We start from the raw sequence: 6,579 nt of genomic DNA on the forward strand, positions 1-6,579 counted from the left end.
CTCGGCGCCGCCCCCTGTGGAAAACTCCCGGCCCGGCCGGCGGCCGGTGCGGCCGTCAGCCGGAGAAGCCCTCCTTGGGCATCTCCAGATCCGGCTTGGCCAGTTCTTCCACGTTCACGTCCTTGAACGTGACGACCCGAACATTCTTCACGAACCTCGCCGGGCGGTACATGTCCCACACCCAGGCGTCCTGCATCTTCACGTCGAAGAACACGTCGCCGTTCTCGGCGGTTCGCACGTCGAGATCGACGGAGTTGGTCAGGTAGAAGCGCCGCTCGGTCTCGACGACATAGGTGAACAGGCCGACCACATCGCGGTACTCCCGGTAGAGCTGCAACTCCATTTCGGTCTCGTATTTCTCGAGATCCTCTGCGCTCATCCCGGTCCTCCAGTTCCCTTCCTCCCCCGGTGCGGCCGACTAGACCACACCGGCCCCCAGTTCATTCTCGCCTATCTCGGCCTCAGGTACCGACCGCACCACCGAGTTCACGGTCACGAACGAGAACCGATGATGCGGGCTCGGCCCGTACGCCGCGAGCGCCCGCCGGTGCGAGGCGGTGGCGTACCCCTTGTGCTCGGCGAAGCCGTACTGAGGATGCCGATCGTGCAGCGAGGTCATCATGCGGTCTCTGGTCACCTTGGCCACGACGGAGGCCGCCGCGACACACGCCGAGACCTGGTCCCCCTTCCATACCGCCAGTGACGGCGCGGGCAGGCCGGGCACCCGGAACCCGTCGATCAGAACGTACCCGAGATCGCACCCCAGACCGGCCACGGCCCGCCGCATCCCGGCGATGTTGCACTTGTGCAGACCGCGCGTGTCGATCTCCTGGGGAGTGATCACCACGACCTTGACCGCCCGCGCGGTGGCGAGGATGCGATCGTACAGCGCCTCGCGGCGGGCGGGAGTCAGCAGCTTGGAGTCGGCCAGGCCGTCGATCTCGGCGCGCAGCACGACCGCGGCCACCACCAGCGGCCCGGCGCAGGCACCCCGGCCGGCCTCGTCCACCCCGGCGATCGGCGCCAGCCCGCGCCTGGCCAGCGCGCGCTCATAGCCGTAGAGACCGGAGTCGCGCCGGACGACGCTCGGCCGCGGCCGGAACAGGACGGTCATGAGGTGCGCGGCCCGCCACCTCGCCCGGCAGGAGCGGACTCGCCGAGAAGGCGGGCCCTCGGGCCGGTCGGCGGCGACGCGAGCGTGACCATGGTCCAAGCCTACGCTTCCGGCGGCCGGGCCGATACTCCACCGGATTCCCCGGGCGGCGCTCCGGCCGCCATCTCGCCGGGCAACGCGTCAGCGGAGCCCGTCGAACGCGCCGGGCACCGGCAGGGTGCCGACCCGCGAGAACGGCCAGTAGCGGACGACGGCCCGGCCGATCACGTCCCGCACCGGCACCGTGCCGTGGAACTCGTCGTCCCGGTAGGCGCGGGAGTCCTGCGAGGCGGCCCGGTGGTCGCCCATGAGCCACAGCCGGCCCTTGGGCACGACGACGTCGAACCGCTCCTGGGACGGGACGTCGTCCCGGTAGAGGTAGGCCTCCTCAAGCAGCGGAACGCCGTTGACCGCGACCCGGCCGGCTTCGTCACAGCAGGTCACCCGGTCCCCGCCCACGCCGATCACCCGCTTGATCGTGGTCTCCCCGTCCCAGCCGTCGAAGACCACCACCTCGCCGCGGTCGATGCCGCCGGACAGCCGGTTGACGACCACCCGGTCGTCGATCATCAGCGTCCGCTCCATCGACTCGGAGGGAATGAAGAAGGTGTCGAGGACGAACGTCCGGATCAGCAACGCGGCCACGACACCACCGATGACCAGCAGGACCGACTCCCACCGGCGGACGGAGGCTCGGCCGCCGCCGGCCGGCCCGGACGGCGGCTCGTCCCCCGGCGGGTCGTCGCCCGCGGCGTGCTCCGGCTCCGGCCGGGCGGCCGGGTCCGGTGAGATGTCCGGGTGCGGTGAGGTATCCGGGTCCGGTGAGATGTCCGGAGAGTCGGGGGTGTCCGGCACCGCCGGGGCCACGGTGGCGGGCGGCGGGCCGGAGGTGACACCGGATGTGTCGTCGTCAGAGCGGTTCATCGGGGGGTACGGGCACAGAACTCGGCCGCCGGACACCAGGGGTCCTGGCGGGGTGGGCGGTCGGCCGGGAGGTAGCGAGCCCTGCTCTCCTTGATCGTGTCAGGGGACCGGAACGCCGCGCCGGGTGACCGGCGCGGCGGGAGGCCCGGAGCCGGCTGCGCGCCGGGCCGCGGGCCGACGGATCAGCGGGACACGCGCCGCCTGGACAGGCGGCGGCGCAGCGCGACGAGCGGAACGGCGCCGGCGAACCCGAGCAGCAGCGGGGACGCGCCCCCGGCCAGCGCGGCGGCCTTGAGCGCGCTCTGGCCGAACGTGTCCGGGATGGGGAGCGACGCCGCCCGGGAGAACGGCCACACGATGACGAACGCCCGGCCGACGACCTTGTCCTTGGGAATGGCCCCACCGCCGGGATCGCCCTGATGGGACCGGGAGTCCAGCGAGACCGAGCGGTGGTCGCCCATCACCCAGAGCCGATCCTTCTCGACCTTGATCTCGAAGAACTTCTGGGACGGCTGGTCGTCGGGGTACAGGTAGGCCTTCTCCTCCAGCGGCACCCCGTTGACCGTGATGCGGCCCTTGGCGTCGCAGCACTTGACCGTGTCGCCGGGCAGACCGATCACCCGTTTGATGTAGTCCTTCTCGCCCGGGACCACGCCGAAGGCGGTGCCGACCCAGCGGAAGAACCCGGCGACCGGGTTGCTCGGCTCGGGGATCTCCACCTCCTGGGCCCAGGAGTCGACACCGGAGAACACCACGATGTCGCCGCGCTCGATGTCCCGCGTGTGGTAGACGAGCTTGTTGACCAGCACCCTGTCGTTGACGAGGAGAGTGTTCTCCATGGACTCGGAGGGGATGTAGAAGGCCTGGACCACGAAGCTCTTGATGATGAGCGCCAGGACCAGGGCGACCACTACGAGAACCGGCAGTTCACGCCAGAACGAGCCCTTCTTGTCCTTACCGTCCTTGGCAGCCGGCTTGGTGTCTTCCGCGACCACGTCCACCTCGTCCTCGACGGGGCGGCGCGGCCCGCCGGCCCCTGGCCATCGGTTGTCATCGGAGTCGAGCCTAAATGATGCATCCTCTGCGGCGGGTCGCGGACTCGGCAACCCTTCCAAAGAAACCCCGCACTTTGCCGGACAAAACAGGATAACGCCCTCAATGGGGCTGATCGGACGAAGTACGCATCCGGCGGGCCGACGGAACGGGTATCCGGTCGGAAACCCGGCGGGCGGCTCCGGTGCCCAGCAAAATGGCCCGCATCTCCCGGTCGGAGCTGCGGGCCACTCGCGGACGGCTACTTGCCGGCGGGCAGGGCGTCGCGCTTCTCGCGGATACGGGCCGCCTTGCCGCGCAGCTCGCGCATGTAGTAGAGCTTGGCGCGGCGGACGTCGCCGCGGGTCACGACCTCGATCTTCTCGATGACCGGGCTGTGCACCGGGAAGGTGCGCTCGACGCCGACGCCGTAGCTCACCTTGCGGACGGTGAACGTCTCGCGGGCGCCGCCGCCCTGCCGGCGCAGCACGAAGCCCTTGAAGACCTGGATACGGGACCGGTTGCCCTCCACGACGCGGACGTGCACCTCCAGCGTGTCGCCCGGGCGGAAGCTCGGAACGTCGCTACGGACGGAAGCCTTCTCAAGCTCCTGGATCAGCGTGTGCATGACGGTGGTCCCTCATTTGAAGCGAGCACCCGGAGGTCCGCCCGGCCGCGCGAAGGGCGCGGCGACGAGGAAGACACGAGCGCTGGGCTGGTTACGTCTCTGCGGCCGGGCCGGTCGGTGCCGGGCCCGCCTCGCCGACCGGATGGCAGTCGGCAGCAGCGATTCAGTCTGCCATATCTCGCGGCGGGAAGCGAAACGAAGCCTCCTCCAGCACCGCACGGTCGCGCTTGTCCAGCAGATCCGGGTCCAGCAGGGCGAGCAACTCCGGCCGGTGGGCCGCGGTCCGGCGCAGCGCCTCGTCCCGGCGCCAGCGGGCGATGGCCCCATGATTGCCCGACAGCAGGATGGGCGGCACCTCGCGACCTCGCCACACCGGAGGCTTGGTGTACACCGGGCCCTCCAGCAGGGCGGCCATCGCGCCGGGGGCGAAGGAGTCGTCGGCCACCGACCGGGCGTTGCCCAGCACCCCGGGCAGCAGGCGCCCCACCGCCTCCACCATGACCAGCACCGCGGCCTCTCCCCCGGCGAGCACGTAGTCGCCGATACTGACCTCGTCCAGCCGCAGCCGGGAACCGTACTCGGCCATGACGCGCGCGTCGATGCCCTCGTAGCGGGCCGGGGCGAACAGCAGCCATGGCTCGCCGGCGTATTCCAGCGCGACCCGCTGGGTGAACGGGCGCCCGCTCGGCGTGGGCACGACCAGGCGCGGCGGGGAGGCGGCGGCACCGACGACCGCGTCGATGGCCTCGCTCCACGGCTCGGGTTTCATCACCATGCCCGGCCCACCGCCGTACGGCGTGTCGTCCACGGTGCGGTGCACGTCGTGCGTCCAGTCCCGCAGCTGGTGCACCCGCACATCGAGCAGGCCCTTCTGGCGGGCCTTGCCGATCAGCGACACCGAAAGCGGGGCGAAGTACTCCGGGAAGATCGAGATGATGTCGACGCGCATGCTCATCGGGCCTCCGCGCGCCCCGCCGCGGTCACACCGACTCCTCTGGGTCGAGCAGGCCCGGCGGCGCGGTGACGACCAGGCGGCCGGCGGCCAGATCGACCTCGGGCACCAGCGCCTTGACGAACGGGACGTACGCCTCGCCGGCCGGGCGGCGGACGACCAGCAGGTCCTGCCCGTGGTGCAGCACGTCGACGACCTCGCCGACGGTCTCGCCCTCGCCGGTCACCATGGTCAGGCCGATGAGCTCGTGGTCGTGGAACTCGTCGGGATCGGCGGAGGGCGGGACGTCGGCGGAGTCGACCACCAGTACGGTGCCGCGCAGCGCCTCGGCCTGGTCGCGGCTCGCCACCCCGGCGAAGCGCAGCAGCAGCACGCTCTTGTGCCAGCGGCCGCTCTCCACCACGAGCGGGCCGGCCTGCGGCGGATCGGTGGCGATCACGTTGCCCGGAGCGAACCGCGCCTGCGGGTCGTCGGTGCGCACCTCGACCGTCACCTCGCCCCGGATGCCGTGCGGGCGGCCGATGCGGCCCACGGCGAGTTGCACGTCGCTTCTCCTTGGTCTTCAGGCCGGGCCGGAAATTGACTTCCGGCCGGGGCCGGAACGGTGACAGGGGACCACCCGTCGCCGGGGGTCCCCTGCCGTCGAACTCCTCGCCCGGTCGTTACCGGGCTTCGTTCAGGTCGAGCAGATCGACCCGAACGTACTTGCCGTCGGCCAGCGCGTTCATCACGGTGCGCAGCGCCTTGGCGGTACGGCCACCACGGCCGATGACCTTGCCGAGGTCCTCGGGGTGAACCCGGACCTCAAGAACGCGCCCGCTGCGGATGCGGCGGGCACGCACCAGAACGTCGTCGGGATGCTCGACGATGCCCTTGACCAGGTGCTCGAGGGCCTCCTCAAGCACCTCAGGCCTCGCCTTCCGGCTTCTCCTCCGCGGCCTGCTCGGCCGGAGCCGCGGCGGTGTCGTCGGCCTTCGCCGTCTTGCGTGCCTTGCGCGGCGTGGTGGCCGTGCTGCCGGCGGAGTCGCTGGACAGGGCCTCCTTGGCCGCCGCCTCGTAGATCGCGTGCCGGTCGGGACGGGCCTCGGCGACCTGCAGCGGCTCCGGGGCGGCCTCGCCCTTGAACTTCTGCCAGTCACCGGTGAGCTTCAGGAGCTTCAGGACCGGCTCGGTCGGCTGCGCGCCGACCCCCAGCCAGTACTGCGCCCGCTCGGAGTTCACCTTGATGACCGAAGGGTGCTCCTTGGGGTGGTACAGGCCGATCTCCTCGATCGCCCGGCCGTCACGCTTGGTGCGGCTGTCCGCCACCACGATGCGGTACTGCGGATTGCGGATCATGCCGAGCCGCTTGAGCTTGATCTTGACTGCCACGGGTGTGGTCTCTCCTGGACTTTCGAGCGCGAATGAGCGGGCGTCTCGCCGAGTGGGGCACGACGGGATGACCGCCCGAGGGACAAGCGTGACGCGCGGGGGTGAGAGGGCACCCACACTCACGGTGTTCCAGCATGACATTCTGCCAGACGTTCCGACCGTTGTGTTATTTGGCTCGCTGTGCTTGCTTAGCGCGCTCCGTGTTTGCCTGGCGCGCTCCGCGCGCGGGTCCGGGCTGTGCTCGCTTGGCTCGCTCCGCTCGCGGGTTCGGGCGCCCTTTAGCCGGTGTTGTTCGTTCGTCGCTCGCAAGCCTTCGTTCCTCAGGCTTACTCCCTCCTCCTCACAACACCGGCGCGCCCGAACCGCCCGGGAGGGGCCGGCTACGGGAGAACGGCATGCTGCGCGCGGGGTGGGTGACGTGGCTGGGTCACCTGCTGCTCCACCGGGAGGGGTGGGCGGTGGGGTTACGGCTCGGGCGCGCGGTGTTTTTTGGCGCGCGCTTCGCGCGCGCGGATCCGG

Annotated in this window: 9 protein-coding genes; all 9 read right to left on the reverse strand. The window is 70.8% G+C overall.

Annotated features, from left to right (window positions below):
* Window positions 1–55: 55 nt before the first annotated feature.
* Window positions 56–379, reverse strand: a complete 324-nt coding sequence (locus Sru01_RS27495) for a DUF2469 domain-containing protein (RefSeq protein ID WP_067184127.1) — start codon at window positions 377–379, stop codon at window positions 56–58.
* A gap of 39 nt (window positions 380–418) precedes the next feature.
* On the reverse strand, window positions 419–1,114 hold the full coding sequence (locus tag Sru01_RS27500; protein ID WP_203991418.1) for a ribonuclease HII: 696 nt from the start codon (window positions 1,112–1,114) through the stop codon (window positions 419–421).
* A gap of 180 nt (window positions 1,115–1,294) precedes the next feature.
* Window positions 1,295–2,077, reverse strand: a complete 783-nt coding sequence (gene lepB, locus Sru01_RS27505; RefSeq protein ID WP_203991421.1) for a signal peptidase I — start codon at window positions 2,075–2,077, stop codon at window positions 1,295–1,297.
* Window positions 2,078–2,259: 182 nt separating this feature from the next.
* Window positions 2,260–3,078, reverse strand: coding sequence for a signal peptidase I (gene lepB / locus Sru01_RS27510; RefSeq protein WP_203991424.1), 819 nt, complete (start codon window positions 3,076–3,078; stop codon window positions 2,260–2,262).
* 293 nt (window positions 3,079–3,371) lie between these two features.
* Window positions 3,372–3,737, reverse strand: coding sequence for a 50S ribosomal protein L19 (rplS, locus tag Sru01_RS27515; RefSeq protein WP_203991427.1), 366 nt, complete (start codon window positions 3,735–3,737; stop codon window positions 3,372–3,374).
* A gap of 163 nt (window positions 3,738–3,900) precedes the next feature.
* Window positions 3,901–4,686 carry a tRNA (guanosine(37)-N1)-methyltransferase TrmD gene (trmD, locus tag Sru01_RS27520; RefSeq protein ID WP_203991448.1) on the reverse strand — a complete coding sequence of 262 codons (786 nt, stop codon included), beginning with the start codon at window positions 4,684–4,686 and terminating at the stop codon, window positions 3,901–3,903.
* Window positions 4,687–4,717: 31 nt separating this feature from the next.
* Window positions 4,718–5,233 carry a ribosome maturation factor RimM gene (rimM, locus tag Sru01_RS27525; RefSeq protein WP_203991429.1) on the reverse strand — a complete coding sequence of 172 codons (516 nt, stop codon included), beginning with the start codon at window positions 5,231–5,233 and terminating at the stop codon, window positions 4,718–4,720.
* Between the two features lie 118 nt (window positions 5,234–5,351).
* On the reverse strand, window positions 5,352–5,594 hold the full coding sequence (locus Sru01_RS27530) for an RNA-binding protein (RefSeq protein ID WP_203991432.1): 243 nt from the start codon (window positions 5,592–5,594) through the stop codon (window positions 5,352–5,354).
* Between the two features lies 1 nt (window position 5,595).
* Entirely contained in the window at window positions 5,596–6,060 is a 465-nt protein-coding gene (gene rpsP / locus Sru01_RS27535) for a 30S ribosomal protein S16 (RefSeq protein WP_203991434.1), read from the reverse strand.
* Window positions 6,061–6,579: the final 519 nt, after the last annotated feature.

This window comes from Sphaerisporangium rufum, assembly GCF_016863395.1.
Classification (GTDB): domain Bacteria; phylum Actinomycetota; class Actinomycetes; order Streptosporangiales; family Streptosporangiaceae; genus Sphaerisporangium; species Sphaerisporangium rufum.

What these genes read in the sequence shown, in the direction of transcription:
- rplS (WP_203991427.1), bottom strand. Translation starts at nt 3,737, where the DNA reads ATGCACACGCTGATCCAGGAGCTTGAGAAGGCTTCCGTCCGTAGCGAC.
- trmD (WP_203991448.1), bottom strand. Translation starts at nt 4,686, where the DNA reads ATGCGCGTCGACATCATCTCGATCTTCCCGGAGTACTTCGCCCCGCTT.
- Sru01_RS27500 (WP_203991418.1), bottom strand. Translation starts at nt 1,114, where the DNA reads ATGACCGTCCTGTTCCGGCCGCGGCCGAGCGTCGTCCGGCGCGACTCC.
- Sru01_RS27495 (WP_067184127.1), bottom strand. Translation starts at nt 379, where the DNA reads ATGAGCGCAGAGGATCTCGAGAAATACGAGACCGAAATGGAGTTGCAG.
- lepB (WP_203991421.1), bottom strand. Translation starts at nt 2,077, where the DNA reads ATGAACCGCTCTGACGACGACACATCCGGTGTCACCTCCGGCCCGCCG.